The 20,065-nt window shown below is 71.7% G+C and carries 18 protein-coding genes; 9 read left to right on the forward strand and 9 right to left on the reverse strand.

Going from position 1 to position 20,065, the window contains the following annotated elements:
* Positions 1–193: 193 nt before the first annotated feature.
* From coaE to PGN25_12525, 6 genes are read right to left on the reverse strand one after another with little or no spacing between them, the layout of a single operon-like run.
* Complete coding sequence (gene coaE, locus PGN25_12500) at positions 194–823, reverse strand: dephospho-CoA kinase (protein ID MEH3118373.1); 630 nt, start codon at positions 821–823, stop codon at positions 194–196.
* The gene (locus PGN25_12505; GenBank protein ID MEH3118374.1) at positions 820–1,656 is read right to left on the reverse strand and encodes a shikimate dehydrogenase; all 837 of its coding nucleotides are present in this window, start codon (positions 1,654–1,656) and stop codon (positions 820–822) included. The genes coaE and PGN25_12505 overlap by 4 nt, the downstream gene beginning before the upstream one ends.
* A 40-nt stretch (positions 1,657–1,696) precedes the next feature.
* Positions 1,697–2,647 carry a cation diffusion facilitator family transporter gene (locus tag PGN25_12510; GenBank protein MEH3118375.1) on the reverse strand — a complete coding sequence of 317 codons (951 nt, stop codon included), beginning with the start codon at positions 2,645–2,647 and terminating at the stop codon, positions 1,697–1,699.
* 12 nt (positions 2,648–2,659) lie between these two features.
* Complete coding sequence (locus tag PGN25_12515) at positions 2,660–3,274, reverse strand: Maf family protein (protein MEH3118376.1); 615 nt, start codon at positions 3,272–3,274, stop codon at positions 2,660–2,662.
* A gap of 15 nt (positions 3,275–3,289) precedes the next feature.
* The gene (locus PGN25_12520; GenBank protein ID MEH3118377.1) at positions 3,290–4,426 is read right to left on the reverse strand and encodes a glycosyltransferase 61 family protein; all 1,137 of its coding nucleotides are present in this window, start codon (positions 4,424–4,426) and stop codon (positions 3,290–3,292) included.
* Positions 4,427–4,437: 11 nt separating this feature from the next.
* Positions 4,438–5,268: a kinase/pyrophosphorylase gene (locus tag PGN25_12525; GenBank protein MEH3118378.1), complete on the reverse strand. Its 831-nt coding sequence runs from the start codon at positions 5,266–5,268 to the stop codon at positions 4,438–4,440.
* 763 nt (positions 5,269–6,031) lie between these two features.
* Between PGN25_12525 and hemE the strand changes: the two genes are divergently transcribed.
* The 3 genes from hemE (at position 6,032) to PGN25_12540 (ending at position 8,010) form a co-directional block, all read left to right on the forward strand.
* The gene (gene hemE, locus PGN25_12530; protein ID MEH3118379.1) at positions 6,032–7,102 is read left to right on the forward strand and encodes a uroporphyrinogen decarboxylase; all 1,071 of its coding nucleotides are present in this window, start codon (positions 6,032–6,034) and stop codon (positions 7,100–7,102) included.
* A gap of 39 nt (positions 7,103–7,141) precedes the next feature.
* On the forward strand, positions 7,142–7,582 hold the full coding sequence (gene hemJ, locus PGN25_12535) for a protoporphyrinogen oxidase HemJ (protein MEH3118380.1): 441 nt from the start codon (positions 7,142–7,144) through the stop codon (positions 7,580–7,582).
* An 86-nt stretch (positions 7,583–7,668) separates the two neighbouring features.
* Entirely contained in the window at positions 7,669–8,010 is a 342-nt protein-coding gene (locus PGN25_12540; GenBank protein MEH3118381.1) for a hypothetical protein, read from the forward strand.
* A 27-nt stretch (positions 8,011–8,037) separates the two neighbouring features.
* Here the strand turns inward: PGN25_12540 and hisG are convergent, their stop codons facing one another.
* The 3 genes from hisG to PGN25_12555 all read right to left on the reverse strand — a co-directional run bounded on the left by hisG (position 8,038) and on the right by PGN25_12555 (position 10,928).
* Positions 8,038–9,015 (reverse strand): ATP phosphoribosyltransferase, encoded by a 978-nt coding sequence (gene hisG / locus PGN25_12545; GenBank protein ID MEH3118382.1) that lies wholly within the window; start codon positions 9,013–9,015, stop codon positions 8,038–8,040.
* Positions 9,012–10,190 (reverse strand): ATP phosphoribosyltransferase regulatory subunit, encoded by a 1,179-nt coding sequence (locus tag PGN25_12550; GenBank protein ID MEH3118383.1) that lies wholly within the window; start codon positions 10,188–10,190, stop codon positions 9,012–9,014. The genes hisG and PGN25_12550 overlap by 4 nt, the downstream gene beginning before the upstream one ends.
* A gap of 486 nt (positions 10,191–10,676) precedes the next feature.
* Entirely contained in the window at positions 10,677–10,928 is a 252-nt protein-coding gene (locus PGN25_12555) for a hypothetical protein (GenBank protein MEH3118384.1), read from the reverse strand.
* 707 nt (positions 10,929–11,635) lie between these two features.
* Between PGN25_12555 and PGN25_12560 the strand changes: the two genes are divergently transcribed.
* The 6 genes from PGN25_12560 (at position 11,636) to PGN25_12585 (ending at position 20,024) form a co-directional block, all read left to right on the forward strand.
* Positions 11,636–13,015 (forward strand): O-antigen ligase family protein, encoded by a 1,380-nt coding sequence (locus tag PGN25_12560; GenBank protein ID MEH3118385.1) that lies wholly within the window; start codon positions 11,636–11,638, stop codon positions 13,013–13,015.
* Complete coding sequence (locus PGN25_12565) at positions 13,012–16,368, forward strand: PAS domain-containing protein (GenBank protein MEH3118386.1); 3,357 nt, start codon at positions 13,012–13,014, stop codon at positions 16,366–16,368. The genes PGN25_12560 and PGN25_12565 overlap by 4 nt, the downstream gene beginning before the upstream one ends.
* A gap of 96 nt (positions 16,369–16,464) precedes the next feature.
* Entirely contained in the window at positions 16,465–16,965 is a 501-nt protein-coding gene (locus tag PGN25_12570; protein MEH3118387.1) for a DUF2384 domain-containing protein, read from the forward strand.
* Entirely contained in the window at positions 16,962–17,459 is a 498-nt protein-coding gene (locus PGN25_12575; GenBank protein MEH3118388.1) for an RES family NAD+ phosphorylase, read from the forward strand. Before PGN25_12570 ends, PGN25_12575 begins: the two co-directional genes overlap by 4 nt.
* 100 nt (positions 17,460–17,559) lie before the next feature.
* Positions 17,560–19,008 (forward strand): YcjX family protein, encoded by a 1,449-nt coding sequence (locus PGN25_12580; protein MEH3118389.1) that lies wholly within the window; start codon positions 17,560–17,562, stop codon positions 19,006–19,008.
* Positions 19,005–20,024, forward strand: a complete 1,020-nt coding sequence (locus tag PGN25_12585; protein MEH3118390.1) for a TIGR01620 family protein — start codon at positions 19,005–19,007, stop codon at positions 20,022–20,024. Before PGN25_12580 ends, PGN25_12585 begins: the two co-directional genes overlap by 4 nt.
* The last annotated feature ends 41 nt before the right edge of the window (positions 20,025–20,065 follow it).

Here is a 20,065-nt window from a genome sequence, read left to right on the forward strand (position 1 = left end):
CCGTGATGGTCCAACCGGCCTTCGGATTGGAGCGCATTGCCTCGAGGCGCTTCGACATGCCGAATCATCTCCCCAAAAATTGGAGACGATTTTTGCAAAACAGCGCCAACAAAATCTTTAAGACGCAATTTGCAACAAACTGGTTAAGGATCGGTAAGTTGCAGCCACGTCCAGCTCTTTCTCCTTCGGTCCATCACGCAGCAGGAAACGCTTGTTTTGTCAATCGCTTAACGATCCGCGCCACCTCCGCTTCCGCGTGTGCGAACCCGCGGCTGGTATCGATCAGAAAATCCGCCCGCGCCCGCTTCTCGGCATCCGGCATCTGCTTGGCGCGGATCGCCTCGAACGCCGCCTCGGTCATGCCGGGGCGGGCGAGCACCCGGGCGCGCTGCACCTCGGGCGGGGCGGTGATGACGAGGACGGCATCGCATCGGGCGTCGGCCCCGGTCTCGAACAGGAGCGGGATGTCGAGGACGACGAGGGCCGCGTCGGCGTTGCGGGCGAGAAAGGCGCGGCTCTCGGCCTGGACCAGCGGGTGCACGATCGCCTCCAGCCGGGCGAGTTTGTCCGCCTCGCCGAGCACCGCCGCGCGCAGGGCCGGGCGATCGACGCCGCCCTCCGGCGTCAGGCTGCCCGGAAACGCCGCGCCGATGGCCTGCGCCGCCGCGCCGCCCGGCCCGTAGAGGGCGTGGACCGCCGCGTCCGAATCGTGGACCGGGACGCCGAGGGCGGCAAACATCGCCGCGGTGGCCGACTTGCCCATGCCGATCGAGCCGGTGAGGCCCAGCACCGTCGGGCGGCGCGGGTTTTCGGCGGCGGTCATTTCGCGGCGAGATCCGCGACGATCTTCCGGCGCAGGCCGGGCGTTACCGCGGGGCGGAGGCCGAACCACGCCTCGAAGCCCGGCACCGCCTGGTGCAGCAGCATGCCGAGCCCGTCGACCGCGGCGAGTCCCCGCGCCCGCGCCGCGGCGAGCAGCGGCGTCTCCAGCGGCACGTAGACGATGTCGGCCACCGCCGCGCGCTCCGGAAGGGCTGCGAGGTCGAGATCGAGCGGCGGCTGCCCGGCCATGCCGAGCGAGGTGGTGTTGACGAGAAGCCCGGTCCCGGAGAGCGCCCCGGGCACCGCCTCCCAGGCGAGCGCCTCGACGGTCTCAGGGTCGCGTTCGGCGAGCGCCCGCGCCCGCCCGGGGCTGCGGTTGGCGACGCGGACCCTCAGGCCCCGCTCCACCAGCCCGACGACGACGGCGCGGGCCGCCCCTCCCGCCCCGAGCACGAGCGCGGTCCCGCCGGTCCGCTCCGGCCAGCCGTGGCCGAGGCTCTGGTCGAGATGGGCGATGAAGCCCGGCGCGTCGGTGTTGTCGCCGCGCACCCGGGCGCCCTCGACGATCAGGGTGTTCACCGCCCCGATCCTCTTCGCCCGCTCCGTCAGGGTATCGGCCAGCCGGAAGGCGGCCTCCTTGTGCGGGATGGTGACGTTGCCTCCGGCAAAGCCCGAGGCGGGCAGCCCGCGGACGAACGCTTCGAAGGCGTCCGGCGCCACGTCGAGGCGCTCGTAAACGCCGGCGATGCCGTGCTCGGCGAGCCAGTGGCCGTGGATCAGCGGCGAGCGGGAATGCCGGATCGGATGGCCGACGACGAAGGCCTTGGCTGTCATGGAATCCTGCCGGCGGATGCGTCTGGGACGTCGAACGGGCTCACGCGACGCACCCCTTCGGCAGCGTGCAGACGGTCTGCCCCTCGATCTCGATCTGGAGGGTGGCGTGACCGATGCCGAAGCGCGCGCGCAACTCGTCCGCCGTCTCCTTCAGGAAGTGGCGGTCCGGGGCCTCGCCCGCCACGATCAGGTGGGCGGTGAGCGCCGGCTCGGTGGTGCTCATCGGCCAGATGTGCAGGTCGTGCAGGCCGCGCACGCCGGGGCGGGCGGCCAGACAGGCGCGCACCGCCTCCGGATCGATGCCCGGCGGCACCGCGGCGAGCGACATCGCCACGCTGTCGCGCAGCAGGCCCCAGGTCGCGGCGAGGATGAGCGCGGCGATGACGAGGCTGACCAGCGGGTCGATCCAGTCGAGGCCGGTGGCGAGGATGACGAGGCCGGCGAGCACGACGCCGGCCGAGACCGCCGTGTCGGCCAGCATGTGCAGGTAGGCGCCGCGGATGTTGATGTCGCCCCTCGCGCCCGAGGCGAACAGCCACGCGGTGAAGCCGTTGATGAGGATGCCGATGCCGGCCACCACCATCACCGTCGTGACGGCGACCGGGGCCGGTTCGAGGAACCGCTGGACCGCCTCGACGATGATGCCGCCGGTGGCGACCAGGAGCACCACCGCGTTGAACAGGGCGGCCAGGATCGAGGAGCCGCGCAGGCCGTAGGTGAAGCGGGCCGAGGGCGCCCGCTTGACCAGCACCGCGGCGATCCAGGCGGCGACGAGCCCGAGCACGTCGGAGAGGTTGTGGCCGGCATCGGCCACCAGCGCCATGGAGTTCGACAGCCAGCCGTAGAGCGCCTCGACGCCGACGAAGCCGAGGTTCAGCGCGATGCCGAGCGCGAAGGCCGGTCCGAAATCTTTCGGAGCGTGGACATGGCCGTGCGCATGGGAATGCCCGTGCCCCGCATGCTCGTGATCGTGGTGCCGGTCGTCTTGCATCGTCGCCCCGCCTCAGAAGGCCAGCAGGCCCATGCCCCGCAGCCGGGCGAGAAGCGGCGTCAGCGGCAGGCCGAGGATCGCGCTGTGGTCGCCCTCGATCCGCTCGAACAGGTGGATGCCCAGTCCTTCGAGCTGGTAGGCGCCGACCGAGCCCGTGACCGCCGCGCCCGCCAGCCGCAGATAGGCGCCGATCGCCGCCGCATCGAGGGGCCGCATCGTCAGCCGCGCGGACTCGACGAAAGTCTCGGCGATACCGCCGCGCAGGATCGCGACCGCCGAATGGAGCCGGTGGGTCCGGCCCTGGAGCCCGGCGAGGTGGGTCCGCGCGGCTTCGCTGTCGGCGGGCTTGTGGAACACGCGGCCCTCGCATGCGAGCACTTGGTCGGCGCCGATCACGACACGGCCGGGATGGCGGGCGGCCACCGCCTCTGCCTTGGCGCGGGCGAGGCGCAGCGCCAGTTCCGGGGGCGTCAGGCCACCGCTCCCGGCTTCGAGCGCGCGCTCGTCGATCCGCGCCGGCGCCGTCTCCACGGGAAGCCCCGCGCTCGCCAGGAGGTCGCGCCGGGTGGCACTCGCCGAGGCGAGGAGGAGCGGTTCGGGGGCGAGCCAGAGGGTGGAAGCGTTCACGCGAAAGAATGTCCTTCAGCGCAGGCCGCGCCAGTCGAGCCAGTCGAACAGGAAGTCGATATCCCGAGGCGCCACCGAGAAGAACCCCTCCTCCGAGCGGGCCGAGCCGACGACGTAGCCGCTCGCATGACCCAGGGCGTGGTCGAGGGAACCCTGCAGGAAGCCGAGTTCGAGCCCGTTGTCGCGCAGGGCGATCACGCTCGTGCCGTGGGCCGCGAACAGCGAGCCGTGCAGTCCCGAGCCGTACTCGCCGACGATCGTGCCGGCGGCGCGGAACAGGGCGACCTGTTCGAGGATGTCCAGCCGCTCGGGCCGGACACGCTCGAAGCCGCGGGCGAGCGCCCGCGCCTCGAACGCCGCCCGCTCGACCAGCGTGCGGCGGTTCCTGGTATCGGCATTGTCCGAGCGCGCGATCAGGATCTTTGCCGTCCCCCGCGCCTCGCTGCGGCGGCCGAACCGCCAGCGCGGGCGCGGCGCGGTGCGTTCGAGGACGCGCTCCAGGAGGAAACGGCGCGCCTGCCGCATCAGCGGCGAGGCACGGCTGACGAAGCGCAGGGCCGTCGGCACCAGCAGCCAGCGGCAGGCGACGCGATCCCGTGTTCGGTCGTAGACGACGAGGCGGTCCTCACCGACGCCGAGGAGGCCGAGCCAGACGCGCACGAAGCCCGGCGTGTCGGCGGGCAGGAGGTAGCGCAACCGCGCGATGTCGTGGCCGGCCCGGTCGAGCAGGAACAGCTTGGGCAGGAAATCGACCAGCCAGTGGCCGTACATCTGGTGGCCCATGCCGGTCAGCAGCACGACCGGATCCTCCACCGTCACCCGGCGCAGGCCCGGAAGGCGGGCGGCGACGGCGCGAAAATGCCCTTCGAAATTCGCGGGGAAGACGTTGAGCTGGGCGGCGTACTGGAACACGCCGTCGAGGAGGACGACGCCCTCTTCCGTCACCTCCGCCCCCGGCAGCTCATAGAGGCTCGTCCCGAGCACGGTGGTCTGCTCGTGATACGAGCGCAGCAGGTCGGGCGTGACCTGCCCGATCATCAGGTCGGGCGGGGGCACCCAGTCGCGATACGACAGGCTGAGATCGGTGCAGCGCCCGCGCCCGGCCTGGACCGTCTCGCGCAGGTCGGCCGCGGCGAAGTCCGCCTCGTTCATGGCGTGAGCCCTCAGGTCGCGATGAACTTGAGGCGGTGCTCGCGGTAGAGGTCGAGGATCGCGGCGGCCGTCTCCTCGATCGAGCGGCGGGTCACGTCGATGATCGGCCAGCGGTACTTGGCGCAGAGCCGGCGCGAGGCGGCGATCTCGTCGGCCACCGATTCCCGGTCGACGTAAGCAGAGTTGTCGTCGGCCTTGAGGCTGAGCAGCCGGTTCTGGCGGATCTGCACGATCCGCTCGGGGCTGGCGATCAGCCCGACGATCAGCGCCTTCCGCGCCCGGTCGAAGCTCGGCGGCAGCGGCATCGACGGCACCAGGGGCAGATTCGCGGTCTTGAGGCCGCGATTGGCGAGATAGATCGAGGTCGGCGTCTTCGAGGTGCGGCTGACGCCGACCAGCACCACGTCGGCCTCGTCGAGGTCGTCGGGCAGGTTGCCGTCGTCGTGGGCCAGCGTGAAGTTCATCGCGTCGATGCGCTTGAAGTACTCGGCGTTGAGCATGTGCTGGGCGCCCGGCCGTTCGGTCGAGGTCGCGCCGAGATAGGAGCGCAGCAGCGCGTGCACCGGCTGCAGCACGTTGAGCGTCGGCGAGCCGGTCTCGCGGCAGGCCTCCTCCAGGCGCTCGATCAGCTCGTGGCCGACGAGGGTGTAGAGCACGAGGCCCGGCGCCGCCCTGATCTCGGAGATCACCCGTTCGAGCTGCGCGCCCGAGCGCACCAGCGGGTAGACGTGCTCGATCGCCGAGATGCCCTCGTACTGCACCGCCGCCGCGCGCCCGACATTGATCAGGGTCTCGCCGGTGGAATCCGAGACGAGATGGAGATGGAAGTAGCTGCGGCTCATCGTCGGCCCGTCTCTGCCGTGACGCATCGATCCCGGGGGCGGCGTGGCCGCCCCGCCCGCGATGCATAGAGCATTTTCCTGCGCGAGGGGGATGCCGAATTGCCGTTCTTTCGGAGGCCGGTAATCGGGATCGCGTGAGGCGGGCTCGGCCACCGTCGCGCCACTGGATTGCTTCGCCTGACGGCTCGCAATGACGATGTGGGCCTTACTCCTCCGTCATTGCGAGGCGAAGCCGAAGCAATCCAGCAGCGCGACGTCGCTGGGAGAGGCGCGATCAATCCGCAAATTCGGTCGTATTTTCAGTTGGTTGCCGTGCGAGCGGCCCGCCTGTCCGCCGCTTTGTCCCCAACCCGCGCCCGGGGAGTCGACAAGTGGGGAAAAGCCGGCTCGGTCGGAGCGCGGTCGCGGGTTGTCCCGAAAACCGTCGACTCCTCCCTCAACACGGCGATCCTGCATGCAGGGCGGAGTCCCCGGAATGGGAGAATCCGGGACCGCGGCGGCGATCGGGGCACAGGGGCCCACGCAAGCCTCTGCCAAGCTTGGCCTATCGTGGAGATTAGAGCCAATCCGTTAAGAGGCGATTAACGCCGCGGCTGTGGGGAGGGCCTGTGGACGCGCTTGCGGCATCACGATCCAACGTCCAAGAGAAAAAACAGAGATTCTAGAATCCCTTTTTCCTTGAAGAGGGCCGGAGTGGGGATGGCGCGGTCGCGACCTCCTCGGCTCCCGGGCAAGGCGAGCGGGCAGGAAGCGGGTCGAGGGCATGGCGGAGGCAACGAAGGCGGACAGGCCGGTGCTGCGGGTGCTGTCGGGCGAGGCGATCGCGCCGCCCCCGGCCTGGATGATGCGCCAGGCCGGCCGCTACCTCCCGGAATACCGGGCGACCCGGGCGGAGGCCGGCTCCTTCCTCGACCTGTGCTACAATCCGGCCTTCGCCACCGAGGTGACGCTCCAGCCGATCCGCCGCTTCGGCTTCGAGGCCTCGATCCTGTTCTCCGACATCCTCGTGGTGCCGCACGCGCTCGGCCAGGACGTGCGCTTCGTCGAGGGCGAAGGCCCGCGCCTCGACGCGCTCGAAGGCAGGGCGCAGTTCGAGCGTCTTCGCGAGGCCGGCGACCCGGCCATCTTCTCGCATCTGGCGCCGGTCTTCGAGGCGGTGGAGCGCATCCGGGGCGCCCTGCCCCGTGAGACCACGCTCCTCGGCTTCTGCGGCGCGCCCTGGACCGTGGCGAGCTACATGATCGGCGGGCGCGGCACGCCGGGCCTCGCCCCGGCCCGGGCGCTCGCGGCCCGCGATCCGGCGTTCCTCGACGTGCTGCTCGACCGGCTGGTCACGGTCCAGACCGAGTACCTCGTGCGCCAGTTCCGCGCCGGTGCCGACGCGGTGCAGATCTTCGAGTCCCATGCCGGCGTGCTGCCGGATTCCGCCGACGGCGACGCGCTCGGGCGCTTCTCGCTCGGGCCGATCGCGCGGATGATCGAGGGCATCCGCGCGCAGGTGCCGGGCGCCAGGATCATCGTCTTCGCCCGCGGCTCCGGGCTCGAGGGACACGCCCGCGTCGTTCCCGAGACCGGCGCGGACGTTGTGGGCGTCGATTGGGGCGTCGATCTCGCGGCCCTGCGCGCCCGTGTGCCGGCGGGAACCGTCACCCAGGGCAATCTGCACCCCGAGACGCTGATCGAGGGCGGGCGGGCCCTGGACGCGGCCGTGGACGCCATCCTGGCGGCGACGGAAGGGCATCCGCACATCTTCAACCTCGGCCACGGCATCACGCCGCAGACGCCGGTCGCCCATGTCGAGCGGATGCTGGCCCGGCTCAGGGCCGGCCGCTGATCCTTCTCCCGCGTTGCGTCATCAGGAGTTCCTCAGCCGGTGCTCGACAGCCTGTACCCCTGGATCAAGGCCTTCCACGTCATCGCGGTGATCGCCTGGATGGCGGCGATGCTCTACCTGCCGCGCCTGTTCGTCTATCACGCCGCCCTGCCCGCCGGCTCGCGGGTGCAGTCCGAGACCTTCAAGGTCATGGAGCGGCGCCTGCTCAAGGCGATCATGACCCCGGCCATGATCGTCACCTGGCTTCTCGGGCTCTGGCTGGCGTGGCAGAGCGGGTTCTACGCGTCGCCCTGGCTCCAGGCGAAGTTCGCCCTGGTGGTGGCGATGAGCGGCGTGCACGGCTTCCTGGCCCGCACGGTCAAGGACTTCGCCGCCGACCGCAACACCCGCGGCCACCGCTTCTACCGGATCGTCAACGAGGTGCCGACGCTCTTGATGATCGGCGTCGTCATCCTCGCGATCGTGAAGCCCTGGAGCTGATTTTTTCGGCGGGTTCCCGGCACCGGGGCGGAGACGATCCGTTGGAAGGGCAAAGCGTGGCCGTTGCCCGCCAAGGAGCCTTGCCCATGCGTGTCCCGTTTCTCGCCCTCGCACTGAGCCTCGCCGCGGCGTCCCCGGCGGCGGCGGCGAGCTTTTCCTGCGCCAAGGCCGAGACGCCGGACGAGAGGACGGTCTGCGACACCCGCGCCCTCAACGACCTCGACGTCGAGATGGCGGTGCGCTTCGACATCCTCAAGGACCTGCTGCCGATGGGCAACCGCACCAAGATGCAGGAGGATCAGGAGGCCTGGCTCAAGGACCGCCGTGCCTGCGGCACCGACGTGGCCTGCCTGACGGCGGCCTACGAGGGCCGGCTCAAGGTGCTGCGGGGCGTGCTGTCGGAATTCGCCAAGCAGGGCGGGCAATAGCGCTGTCCGTCATCGCGATGACGTTGGCTACAACCGCGCCAGCAGCCGCTCCGCCAGCGGGTTTTCCGCCGCGAAGGCGTAGTCGACGCGCCGTACCGTCACCGCCCGCGCTCCGGCCCGCACCAGGGCGTCGGAGAGCTCGAACACCGCGTCCGCCGGACAGCGCATCACGATCTCGCCGTCGGTGCCGCGCGGGGCGCCGTAGGGCAGCTCGGCCTCGTGCAGGCCGGCGAGGGTGGCCAGATCGATCGCGCCGGATTCGGGCAGCCCCGCACGCACCTCGCGGGTGATGCGGGCGTGCTCCTCCGCCGCGATCCGGCCGAGCACGGTGCGCAGGGCCGCCCGCGCCGTCTCGCCCCAGGAGGCTTTCAGCGAGGCGACGAGGTTGGCCTCCGAGCGCAGCATCACCCCGTCGTCGAGCACCTTCAGCGCATTGGCCGCGAGCGTGGTGCCGGTGGTGGTGATGTCGACGACGATCTCGGCCGAGCCCGCCGCCGGTGCGCCCTCGGTCGCGCCCAGGCTCTCGACGATGCGGTAATCGGCGATGCCGGCCGCGGCGAAGAAGCGGCGGGTCAGGTTCACGTACTTGGTGGCGATGCGCATCCGCCGGCCCCGGCGCAGGCGCATCTCGCTCGCCACCTCGTCGAGATCGCTCATGGCGCGCACGTCGATCCAGGCCTGGGGCACGGCCACCACCACGCTGGCATGGCCGAAGCCCAGCGGCGTCAGCAATTCGACGCTGGAGCTTGGGTCGGGCAGCATCTCGCGGATCAGATCCTCGCCGGTCACGCCGAGATGGGCGGCGCCGCTGGCGAGCTGGCCGGCGATCTCGGAGGCCGAGAGGTAGCGTACCTCGACGCCGGGCAGGCCGGCCAGCGTGCCGCGATACTCGCGCCCGCCCGCCTTCTGCACGAACCTGAGGCCCGCCCGGGAGAAGAAGGCGCTCGCATTCTCCTGAAGCCGGCCCTTGGAGGGAACGGCGAGAACCAGGGGCGAATCGCTCACGCCGAAACTCCTTCCACGCTTCCTCGCACGCTTCCTTCCGCGCAGCGCGACAGCCAGAACGCGCAGCCGACCGCCGGCAGCGGCACCGGGCTGCCGAGCTGCTGCAGCAGGCCGTCGTAGCGCCCGCCGCCGACGAGGGTCGGCCCCCCAAGGGGACTTGTCCCGGCGCCCGTCACCTCGAAGATGAAGCCGGTATAGTAGTCGAGATTGCGCGCGAACCCGCCGCTGAAGCGGAAGCGCTCCACGGGCAGGCCGCGTGCGGCCATGAAGCCGGTGCGCTCCTCGAACAGGCCGAGTGCCGCCTCCAGCCCTTCGTGGTTCAGGCCGGCCTCCCGGGCGAGCGCCCGCACCGCGGCCGCCGCGGCATCGGGATCTCCGGCGACCGCGCAGTAGCGCTCGATCAGGTCGCGGTTCGTCGGGTTGAGGCCGGCGCCGCCTTGCGCCTGGGCCGAGGCCTTGGCGAGGAAGCGCTCGGCGATGGCCCCGGCGCTGCGCCCGCCGACCTGCGAGATGCCGGCGATCGACAGCACGTCCTCGACGAAGGCGCGCACGGCGCCCGCGTCCTGTCCCTGGATCGCGGCGAGCAGGCCGGCATGGCGATCCTCGGTCTGCGCGCCGTTGGCGACCTCGTCGAGGGAGCGCCCGGCGGCGATGGCCCGCAGGGTCCGGCGCTTGGCGACCGGCGGCACGTGCAGCGCGTCGAGGAAGGCGTGGGTCAGGCCCATATCGCCCAGCCGCACCGCGACGTCGCTGCGCCCGAGCAGATCGAGTCCTTCGAGGGCGAGCCCCAGCACCTCGGCATCCGCCGCCGGGGTGTCGGTGCGCCCGATCGATTCGATGCCGCCCTGGACGAATTCGTCGGGCTCGCCGGCCGCGACGCGGAAGACCGGCCCGAGATAGCTGTAATCGGCCGCCTCGCCGGGGCGCGTCGCCTGGTGCAGCCGGCAGACGGGGATGGTGAATTCCGGCCGCAGGCACAGTTCGGCCCCGGCCGCGTCCTGCGTCACGAAGATGCGCCGCCTGATGTCCTCGCCCGAGAGTTCGAGGAACGGCTCGACCGGCTGCAGCACGGGGGGCGAGGCGGGCACGTATCCGCAGGCGGAAAAATGCGCCGCCAGCCGCACATGGCGCACCGCCTCCGCCCCGCTCGGGCCGCCTGCCTCCGGTCTCGTCATCGGTGTCGGATCCAGCTTGATTTCGGCCCCCATAGCAATCGCCTGACTCGTTGGCGACCGTGCACGGGAATTTCCGGGAGGATCGGACTGCGTAAGGGCCCGCGGGGCGGGGCGATCGACGCCACACCGTCATCGCGAGCGGGATGCGAAGCGATCCGGTCGCGCGACCTTTCCGGAATAGGGGGCGCCCTGGATCGCTTCGCAGGACGGCTCGCAAGGACGGCCTGGGGCGAAACCCCGAAGCGATCAATCGGAAACGGTTTGAGCCGCCGCATCGGGAAGCCCGCACGAAAAAAGGGCCGCCCACCCGGGCGGCCCTTTCTCATGGTTCGCATGCGGTCGAGCGAAACGTCCCTGCCGTCACGGACCGAGCAGCAGGCTGGCCGTGCCGACCGCGGTGGTGGCGAGACCGGCGGCGAGCGCGCCGATCATCGCGTAGGAGAACACCTTCATCATCCGGATTCCTTAACCCTCCGCGCGGCCCGCTCAGCAGCGGGTGCCGCCGGCGGTCTGGCCGTACTGCTTGACCGGGAAGTTCTGCTGGTTGGCGTTGCCCTCGGCGGCCGAGTTCATCGGGCAGGCGTCGTGGAACGGGCCGTCGTGGACGCCGAGCGGAACGACCGAGCCGGTGACGACGGGCGCCGGATGGTGATAGGCTCCGCCGAAGGCGAGAGCGGAGGTGATCGGAGCAACGCCCAGGGCGAGAGCGGCAACGGCGGCGGCAATACGAGTCTTCAAGATGATCTCCATTCGTCCGATCCGGAAGACCCGGCATATCCGAGCCCCTTTCGTCTTCGATGAATTTGATATGGGAAGTCCTTGTCCGTCGTGACGTGTCGTTGCGCACGCAGCGTCGTGGCATGAAAGTGGACCCCGGCGCGAAAGACCCCGCGCTCCGATGTCGAGGGCGCTCGGTCCGGAGTAAAACGCGGCTGCCGCGTCGGACTTCGTCGGAAGACGGCACTCCAGGGCCACGGCTGCCGAGGATGCCAGGGCAGAGGCAGGACATGCGCCGCCTCGGATCGCTCTCAGAGCCTGTTTGACTGCGGTGATCCCATCTCGCCCCTCATCCTGAGGTGCCGCGTGAGCGGCCTCGAAGGGGGCTCCAGATCCCACGTGATTCCCGGAGCCCCCTTCGAGGCCTCCGCTGCGCTCCGGCACCTCAGGATGAGGGTTCAGGATGGGAGTAGGATCTTCCTCTCGCCTTGCCGTTGCCTGACGAAGACACGGCGGCCGGTCAAACAGGCTCTCTCACGTTTACTGATCGCGAGCGATCACGATCCGGGATTGCATCGATGACGGTGGTGTTCCGACCATTGGTCAAAACGAAACCTTTCGGTGGTTCGATGATGCCGATCAGGGACCGCAATCCCGCCCGAGGCCGCCCCGAGCGGTCTCGGCGGATGGCGTGCGCGGTCCCGGCGCGCGAGAGTTCGAGTTCGCCGATGCCCCCAATGACGGGCGCCCTCACCGGCGCGATCCCCGCCTCGTCGCGGTGGGAGGCGGGGGCCTGGGGCCGCGTGCCCGCCATCCGCGCCGTCCGCGGGCTGGCGAGCCTGCTGCACGCGGCCTTCATCTTCTTCGCCTGCTTCGCCTTCTCGGACACGTCGCCCTACGACCTCGTCGCCATCCCGACGATCCTGCTGTGGCTCGCGCTCGGCATCCGCCTGCATCGGGGGGCGGTGCCGCTCGTCGTCCTGCTCCTCGTCTATCTCGCCGCGATCGGGATCGCGCTGCTGCCCTATCTCGACGAGCCGCTGCCGGTGACCTGGACCGTGCAGCTCGCCTATCTCGTCGTGACGTGCGTCTTCTTCGCGATGCTCTACGCCGACGACACGAGGGCGCGCATGGAGATCGCGCTCAAGGCCTACACGGCGAGCTGCGTGCTCTCCGCCGCCCTCGGCGTCGTCGGCTACCTGCAACTGCTCGGCATCGAGGACCTGTTCTACCGCTACGGCCGCGCCTCCGGCACCTTCCAGGACCCGAACGTGTTCGGCTCCTTCCTGACGCTCGGCGCGCTCTACCTGATGCACGGCCTCCTGTCCGGCACGACCCGGCACCCGCTCCTGTCGCTCGCGAGCCTCGTCGTCGTCATGGCGGGCATCTTCCTGTCCTTCTCCCGCGGCTCGTGGGGCGGAACGGTGGTGGCGGGCGCGGTGATGGTCGCGGCGCTCCACACGTCGAGCCGCTCGCACGCCCTGCGGCGGCGGATCGTGGTCATCGGCCTCGTCACCGCCGGGCTCGGCGCCGTGGCGCTCGCCGGGCTGCTCTCCATCGACAGCGTCGCCGAGACCTTCCGGACCCGCGCCGCGGTCACGCAGGACTACGACGAGGGCGAGACCGGGCGCTTCGGCAACCAGATCCGCGGCATCGGCCTGCTGCTGGAGCGGCCCCTCGGCATGGGGCCCCTGCACTGGCGCCTGATCTTCAGGCTGGAGCCGCACAATTCCTACATCGGCAGCTTCGCCAACGGCGGCTGGCTCGCGGGGGCCACCTTCATCGCCCTCGTGGCCGCGACCTCCTTCGTCGGCTTCCGGCTGATGGCCCGGCCCTCGCCCTGCCGGGCGCATGCGCAGATCGTCTTCCCGGCGCTGCTGATGTTCTTCCTCCAGGCGATGCAGATCGACGTGGAGAAGTGGCGCCACGTCTACATGATGCTCGGGATGGTCTGGGCGCTGGAGGCGGCGCGCCTGCGCTGGACGGCGCGTTTGCCGCACCGCATCATAAAGGACTCGATCGTTGCGCCGGCGGCCGCGACGGGCGGGGCGGACAGAGGTATGGTCGGGGGCGGGCGCGAACCGTCCGGAGCGAAGGTGAGGCCGTGACCACGGGATCGGCGGGCGAGGCGGAACGCCTCGCGGCCCTGCGCGCCTTGCGGATTCTGGACAGCGATCCGGAGGGGCCGTTCGATGCCGTGTGCCGGACGGCGCAGCGCCTGTTCGGCGTCGCGACGGCCTACATCGCCCTGGTCGATGCCGAGCGGCAATGGCTGAAGGCCCGTGCCGGCGGCATGCCGGGGCAGACGCCGCGGGAGGGCTCGTTCTGCAACCTGACGATCGGGCAGGACGCGGTGCTCGTCGTCCCCGATGCCCGCCGCGACCCGCATTTCTCCGGGCTCGGGATCGTCGCCGGGCCGCCCCACGTCGCCTTCTACGCCGGCGCCCCCCTGATCCTGCGGCCGGGCCTGCGGCTCGGCTGCCTCTGCCTCGCCGATCCGCAGCCGCGCGCCTTCACCGACGCCGACGCGGCCGCCCTGCGCGACCTCGCCGAGATCGTCACGGCCCAGTTGCGCCTGCGCCGCGACAACCTCGCCCATGCCAGCGAGCGCGCGCTGCGGCAGATCCACGAGAGCACCATCCGGGCGCAGGGCGCCGAGATCGAGCGGCGCGCGGGCGCCAACTCGCTCCTCAGCATGGCCGAGCAGATCGCCGAGGCCGGCCATTGGCGCGTCAACCTCACCGACGACCATCCGATCTATTCCGAGAGCCTGCTGCGCATCGCCGGCCTCGATCCCGGGGCGCCGGTCGCGCGCCATCCGGCCTTCGCGCAGCTCTGCCACCCCGAGGATCGCGGGCGGGTCGAGGCGGTCATCGCCGCCGCGGTCGCGGACGGATGCGACTTCGACTTCGAGGCGAGGCTCGCGCGTCCCGACGGAACGCTGCGGGACGTCATCGTGCGCGGCACCTGCAAGAAGGACGAGGCGGGCCGGACGACCGGCCTGTTCGGCATCCTCATGGACGTGACCGACCGGCTGCGGATCCAGGCGGAGATGCACCGCGGCGAGCTGCGCTACCGCGGCCTCGCCGATGCCCTGCCGCTGCTGGTCTGGACCGTCGATCCGGGCAGCGGCAAGGCGACCTACGTCAACGCGCGCTTCGCGGATTACTACGGCCCGATCGGCGCCGCGCGGGTGCAGCGGCTCGCCCGCAACCATCCCGACGACGCCCCGGCGATGGAGGCGGCGTGGCAGGCGGCCCGGGCCAGCGGCCGGGGCTACGACGGCCAGTGGCGCCTGAAGGCGCGGGACGGTTCCTACCGCTGGCACAAGCTGTCGCTCACCCCGATCCCGGACGGCGCGGCCGCGGCGGACGTGACCGAGTGGATCGGCACCGCCCTCGACATCGACGAGATCGTCTCCGCGCGGCTCGCCGTGGAGGATGCGAGCCGCCTGCTCGGCATCGCCCTGGAGGGCGCGGAGGCCGGCACCTTCGACTGGAACCTGCGCACCGGCATCACCGTGCTCTCGCCGGAGAGCGTGCGCCTCTATGGGCTGGCCGAAACCGGCGGCCCGCGCGCCCTGTCCCCGACGGAATGGACCGCGACCATCCACCCCGACGACGTCGTCGAAACCTGGAACCGGATCCATCACGCGGTCGACACCCAGACCCGCTTCACCGCGGAGTACCGGGTCGGTCCGCGCTGGCTCTACACCAGCGGCCGCACCCTCTACGACCGCGACGGCCGGCCCTATCGCCTGCTCGGCCTGCATCTCGACGTCACCGAGCGCAAGGCGGCCGAGGCGGCCCTGCGCGCCGTCACCGCGGAGGCCCAGGCCGCCACGGCGGAAGCCGAGCGGGCGAGCGCGGCCAAGAGCGAGTTCCTCGCGGCCATGAGCCACGAGATCCGCACGCCCTTGAACGGCATCCTCGGCTACGCCGACCTGCTCCTCGACCGGCCCGACCACGATCCGGAGGACCGGCGCCGGCTGGAACTGATCCGCGTCTCGGGCGAGGCCCTGCTCACCGTCGTCAACGACGTCCTCGACGTCTCGAAGATCGAGGCCGGCCAGTTCGCCCTCGACCCCCTGCCCTTCGCGCTGGGCAAGCTGATCGACGACACGGTCGCGATCATGCGCGGCAGCGCCCTCAAGAGCGCGCTGAGCGTCGAGGCGCGGATCGACCCGCGCCTGCCCGCGACCGTGGTCGGCGACGCCAACCGCCTGCGGCAGGTGCTGTTCAACCTGCTCAACAACGCGGTCAAGTTCACCCCCGCCGGCTCCGTCACCCTGACCGTCCGCTGCGAGGGGCCCGTCCGGCTGGCCTCGGGCGAGGCGGCGGAGGCCCTGCGCTTCGAGGTCGCGGACACCGGCATCGGCATCGCGCCCTCGCAGCGGCACCGGCTGTTCAAGCCGTTCAGCCAGGTCGACGGCTCGATCAGCCGGCGCTTCGGCGGGTCGGGCCTGGGCCTCGCGATCTGCCACCACCTCGTCACCATGATGGACGGCGCCATCGGCGTGGAGAGCACCGAGGGGGCCGGCTCGACCTTCTGGGTCACCCTCGCCCTGCCGCGGGCCGCCGCCCCGCCCGCCGCCGAGGCGACCCTCGGGCCCCGTCGCCGGGCGGCGGAGACGGCACCGGCGCGAATCCTCCTCGTCGAGGACGTGCCGATCAACCAGACCCTGGCCCGCGCCGTGCTGGAGGCGCAGGGCTACCGGGTCGACGTGGCCGGCGACGGGGCCGAGGCGATCGCGGCCGTGGAGGCGGCCTACGGGCCGGCGGGCGGAGCCGACCCCTACGCCGTGGTGCTGATGGACGTGCAGATGCCGGGCATGGACGGCCTCGCCGCGACCCGCCGCATCCGGGCCATGGCGGGGCCGCCCGCCCGCCTGCCGATCGTGGCGATGACCGCCAACGTCCTCGACGGGCAGGTGCGGGAGCTGATCGCGGCGGGCATGGACGACCATGTCGGCAAGCCCTTCAAGCGCACCCAGCTCGGTGCCGTGATCGAGCGCTGGCGGGCCGTCGGCGCGGTGCGGGCGCGGGAGTTCGACGGTGCGGCCCCGGTGCCGCCGCCCTCCGCCAGGGCCGACGGGAGGATCGACGGGCGTTCCGCCGGAATGCCGTTGCTCGACCACGGCACCTTCTCCGCCGCGCAGGACACGATGGGCCGCGAGCACGTCCTGTCGCTGCTGTCTCTGCTGGAAGGGGAACTCGAAGCGCGCTTCCTCCCGGACGGGGCCGTTCCGGACCACGACGCGTTCGACGGAGAGCAGCTCGCCTACGACGCCCACGCCGTGGTCGCGGCCGCGGGCGCCCTCGGCTTCACCGGCCTCTCCGACCTGTGCCGGGAGATCGAGGCCGCCTGTCGCGACGGCGGCGACCTCGCGCCCCTGATCGACCGCCTCGCCGCCCTGCGCCGGGAGACGCTCGGGATGATCCGGGCGCTGCGGGTGGCGTGAGGCAAGTCCCCGATCGGAGCAAGTCCCCGATCGGTCGCGGAGGCCCTTGAAGCGTTGCTCGAACGAGCTATCATAACGCTACAAGGAGCAACCACGATGCCGAGCATGCAGTCCAGGGCGGTTCTCGAAACCTCGGCCGTACGGCGGAAGCGTCCGGCCGGCGCGCATCCATTCGCCTATCTCGATCTCTATCGCGCCTCGCCCTTCGACCGTATCGCGGTGATCAAGGCCGGCGTCCCGGCCCGGACGGTGAAGGGCTTCATCACCGAATTGCGCCTCGACCAGCAGGTGATGTTCGACGCCCTCAACCTGAAGACCGCCACGGTGAACAAGAAGGCGGCCCGGGACGAGCCCCTCTCGACCGAGGACAGCGAGCGGGTCGTGGGTCTCGCCAAGCTCGTCGGGCAACTCGAGGCGATGATCGAGGAGGCCGGCGAGGCGCAGGACTTCGACGCGCCGGGATGGCTGTCCCGGTGGCTGCGCGAGCCCCTGCCCGCCCTCGGCGGCGGTCGACCGCTCGACCTCCTCGACACGATGGAAGGCCAAGCTCTGGTCTCGCGCGCCCTCGCGCAGATCCAGAGCGGAGCCTATGCGTGAGCCGGCTGCTCTGGCGGATCGGAACCGACGCGAAGACTCACGCCGCCGACGACATGTCCGGTACGGGAGCCAAGCTCTCCGGCGGCCGGTGGAACGCGATCGGGGTCGCCCTGGTCTATGCGGCGGGCAGCCGCGCCCTCGCTTGTCTCGAAACCTTCGTCCACCTCAATGCCGGCGGCCTGCCGCTGAACCGCTATCTCGTCGAGATCGAGGTGCCGGACGATGTCTGGGCCGCGGCCGAGGCCGCGACGCCGGACACGCTGCCCGTCGGCTGGGACGCCGAGCCGGCGGGTCTCGTCAGCCTCGCCTTCGGCACGGACTGGGCGAACGGCAACCGCTCCGCGCTCCTGCTGGTCCCGTCCGTCATCGTGCCGGAGGAGCGGAACGCCCTCGTCAATCCCGGCCATCCCGACGCGGCGCGGATCAAGGCCCGGAAGGTCCGCACATGGCTGTACGATCCGCGCCTCGACCGCGATCGGATTCCATTCGCGTGAGAGAAGCCCTCCGCCCGCCATCGCCCGGCGCGTCTTGAGATCGCCGCCTCGCCGCGCCACCTGAAGCCCGCCCTCCTCCGACGCCGCGCCAGAGCCCGCCTTGCCGCCTCTCCTCGACTACGCCGCGCAAGCGGGTTCCGCGATCAAGGCCTTCGCGGAAGCCTCCAGCGACCTCCTGATCCAGCCGTCGCTGCGGCTGGGCGTCACCGGGCTCGCCCGCTCGGGCAAGACGGTGTTCACCACCGCGCTGATCCACCACCTCGTGGAGGGCCATGCGCTGCCCGCCTTCGAGCCGGCGCAAGGAGGGCGCCTGCGCCGGGCCCGGCTCGTGCCGCAGCCCGACGACGACGTGCCGCGCTTCCCCTTCGAGGAGAATCTTTCCGTGTTGACCGAGGCGCGGCGCTGGCCGGGCTCGACCGACCGGATCAGCCAGTTCCGCCTGGAGATCGCGTACGAGCGCGCCGGCGGCTGGCGCACGGGACCGGCCACGCTGATGCTCGACGTGGTGGACTATCCCGGCGAGTGGCTGCTCGACCTCGCCCTGGTCGATCAGAGCTACGTGGCGTGGTCGCGCGCGACCATCGCCGGCACCCGCCGGGCGGGGCGGGGCGAGATCGCCGCGCCCTGGCTCGCGCTGATGCAGGACCTCGATCCCGCCGCCCCCCTCGACGAGGTGGTGGCCGAGCGCGCCGCCAACGCCTTCAAGGCCTATCTCGGCGCGTTGCGCGCCGGCGCGGAATCGGTGGCGACCACGCCGCCGGGGCGCTTTCTGATGCCCGGCGACCTCGCCGGCTCGCCGATGCTGACCTTCGCCCCCCTCGACCGCCTGGAGGAGGGCCAGGTCCCCGGCAGCCTCGGCGCCCTGATGGAGCGGCGGTTCGAGGCCTACAAGTCCAAGGTGGTGGAGCCGTTCTTCCGCGAGCATTTCCAGCGGGTCGACCGGCAGATCGTGCTGGTCGACGTGCTCTCGGCGGTCGATTCCGGCCCGGCGGCGCTGGCCGAACTGGAGGAGGCGCTCGACGCGGTGCTGCTCGCTTTCCGGATCGGCCGCAACAGCCTGCTCTCGCGCTTCTTCGCGCCGCGGGCCGACCGGATCCTGTTCGCGGCCACCAAGGCCGACCACCTCCACCAGTCGAGCCACGACCGGCTCGACGCGCTGCTGCGCCTGCTGGTCTCGCGGGCGATGCGCCGCACCGAGGCGGCGGGCGCCCGGGTCGGCACCGTGGCGCTGGCCTCGGTGCGCGCCACCCGCGAGACCACGGTGCACGACGGCGGCGCGATCCTGCGCGCCGTGTCCGGCACGCCGGAGGCGGGCGAGCGGGTCGGCGAGGAGACCTTCGACGGCCTCTCCGAGGCCGCGGTGTTTCCCGGCGAACTGCCCGCCGATCCGCAGGCGGTGCTCGACGGTGCGATCCCGCCGGGCTCCTTCCGCTTTCCCCGCTTCCGCCCGCCGCCGGTGAAGCCCGACGCGCTGGGCCGGCCGGGCCACCTGCCGCAGATCCGGCTCGACCGGGCCATGCAGTTCCTGATCGGGGATCGGCTGACGTGACCAACCCGCAGCGCCCGCGCGCCTTCCGCATTCCCGCCGCCGACGCCCCCCCCGCGCCGGAGACCGCCGAGGCCCCGCCGCGGCCCGAGGTACGCCTCGTCGACGAGCCCTACGCGATCGTGGACGCCGCCGACGGCGTGGCGGTGCCGGTGGCGTCCAGGCGCCGGGCACCGTGGCTGTCGATCCTGCTCGGCGCGCTGGGCGGCCTCGTCGGCATCGCCGTCGGCCTCTCGATCGAGCGCCTGATCGCCGACCTGTTCGCCACCGCCCCCTGGCTCGGCTGGGTCGCGCTGGCGCTCCTCATCGTCGCGGGCGTCGCGCTCGCGGCCATCGTCGCCCGCGAGGCGCTCGGCGTCTGGCGCGAGCGCAGGATCGAGGCCCTGCGCGCGCGCGCGCTCGGCGCCCTCTCGACCCGCGACCACACCGCCGCGCAAGGCGTGGTGCGGGACTTGCGCGGCTTCTACGCCGACCGGCCGGCGCTCGCGGCCGCCATCCGCCGCCTCGACGCGGTGGGCGACGCGATCCTCGACGTGGACGACCGGCTGGCGCTGGCCGAGGGGTCGTTGCTCGCGCCCCTCGACCGGCAGGCCAGGGCGGCGATCGCCCAGGCCGCGAGCCAGGTCTCGGCGGTCACCGCGCTCAGCCCGCGGGCCATCGTCGACGTCGCCTTCGTGGTGTTCTCCGCCGCCCGGCTGCTGCGCCGGATCGCGGCGATCTACGGCGGACGCCCCGGCCTGCTCGGCTTCCTCCGGCTCGCCCGGGCGGCGCTCGCCCACCTCACCGTCACCGGCGGCATGGCGGTCGGCGAGGGCATGCTGCATCAGGTGCTCGGCCTCGGCCTCGCCGCCCGCGTCTCGGCCAAGCTGGGGGAAGGCGTGCTCAACGGCCTGATGACCGCCCGCTTCGGCCTCGCTGCGCTCGCCGTCTGCCGCCCCCTCCCCTTCGTCCGCGTGAGCCCGCCCACGGTCAACGACGTGGCGGGCCAGCTTTTTCGCAGCGGCGAGGACAAGGCGTAGCAGGCCCCGTCATTGCGAGGCTTCAGCCGAGGCGATCCGGT

The sequence above is a fragment of the Methylorubrum populi genome (genome assembly GCA_036946625.1).
GTDB classification, from domain to species: Bacteria; Pseudomonadota; Alphaproteobacteria; order Rhizobiales; family Beijerinckiaceae; genus Methylobacterium; species Methylobacterium populi_C.